At 38.6% G+C, this 1373-nt stretch carries 4 protein-coding genes; all 4 read right to left on the bottom strand.

The features are described 5' to 3' along the window. Window positions 1-173: 173 nt before the first annotated feature. The gene (locus ACYQ4S_RS11885; RefSeq protein WP_346024857.1) at window positions 174-467 is read right to left on the bottom strand and encodes a DUF421 domain-containing protein; all 294 of its coding nucleotides are present in this window, start codon (window positions 465-467) and stop codon (window positions 174-176) included. Between the two features lie 33 nt (window positions 468-500). Beyond that, the gene (locus ACYQ4S_RS11890; RefSeq protein WP_428830619.1) at window positions 501-650 is read right to left on the bottom strand and encodes a DUF421 domain-containing protein; all 150 of its coding nucleotides are present in this window, start codon (window positions 648-650) and stop codon (window positions 501-503) included. 100 nt (window positions 651-750) lie between these two features. After that, window positions 751-1092 carry an FMN-binding protein gene (locus ACYQ4S_RS11895; protein WP_459771354.1) on the bottom strand — a complete coding sequence of 114 codons (342 nt, stop codon included), beginning with the start codon at window positions 1090-1092 and terminating at the stop codon, window positions 751-753. A gap of 3 nt (window positions 1093-1095) precedes the next feature. Then, entirely contained in the window at window positions 1096-1230 is a 135-nt protein-coding gene (locus ACYQ4S_RS11900; RefSeq protein ID WP_346024856.1) for a hypothetical protein, read from the bottom strand. Window positions 1231-1373 lie beyond the last annotated feature (143 nt).

A 1373-nucleotide genomic window follows, 5' to 3' on the forward strand; every position in this document is an offset into this window, starting at 1 on the left:
GTCATTTTTGTTTTATACTTATCCATGTTGTAAGTCCTTTGTTTTGGTCTTGGATAAGTCATCCAACCCCATTATAAAGGACTTTTTTATGTCATGAAACAGTTAAATTTTTAATGCAACACTAGTGCTACTATTTATTTCTTTGAGATTATATTTCCTCGTCAGAACCAGAATCATTCTATATCATTTTTCTGGTCATCCTGACTTTCGTCCATATCGACTAATGTATTCAAATCTCTCAGTTCATTATTCTTCTTAGGTAAAACAGATATTGTCCCGTCTGTTTCAAGAATCACTGCAGCTACTTCTTCAACCTTTCCAATCCCTTGTTCTCTGATTGCCTGAAGCACTTCAGATTTTGGAATGCGTTCCTTATTCATCTTATCCTCGTAATATTTCCCATCATAAAAAAGTAAAGATGGATGAGCTTTCAGTATTCGGCTGAAAAATGGCGATCTTGAAGACAAATAGCTTGAAAGAAACTGAAAGAATAAAAGTAGTCAGAAGATATAAAGACCTTCCCATAATACTTCATCCTGATTGATGAGTATATTACCAAACACCGTTCCTAAAGAAACGGTAATGATAAAGTCAAAAGCATTCATTTTTAACAACGTCCGTTTGCCTGACAGTCTCAGAACAAATAAAATGACGGGGTAGCAAAAAAAAAGAGAGGACGGTTATCCGTCCAAATTGTCCAGCGTTCATGTGTATCCTTCTGAAAAAAGCATGTTTCTATGCTTTTATTACTTAATCAACTTCGTTATCTACTTCTAAGGTATCGATTTCTCCATTTTCAGCTGCATTCAGATGCATGGCGGCATATTCCTGAAATTTCTCCGATGAGGAAGTAGCTCCCGATACAGTATCAACTTGTCCGGCATCCTCTGTTTCAAAAGGCTGTCCGTTTAAAGCATCCATGTATTCCTGAGGCCTAATACCTGCCTGATCAGCCATTGCCTCTTGATAACTCTCATCCTCAGTCTTAGCTGTACCCTGCTCATTGTAATTAGATGTGACGATTTCACCATCTTCATCATCGATAGTGAATTCAGCCCACCAGCCGTTCTCATCATAGTTTGCTTCGACCAGTTCTTAAGTGCCGTCTTCAAAGGTACCATCTGTGACACCAACTTCAGTGGTTCCATTCTCCACATCGCCTTCATCATCACACGCAGTTAGCAGGAGAACCGGTGCAGCAAGAACAAGCAATGCATGTTTTAAGCCCATAATTTTCTCCTTTCCATTTTTAACGTAATTCCGAAAGAAGTCTCCCACTTCTAAACGTATGGGTACGAAGCACCAGTGAAAGTGGGAGATGAATTTCGGTCAAGCGATAGCTTGAAGTTATTTCTCAAGACCTTTTCTTATTA

The organism is Alkalibacterium sp. s-m-28, assembly GCF_054658175.1.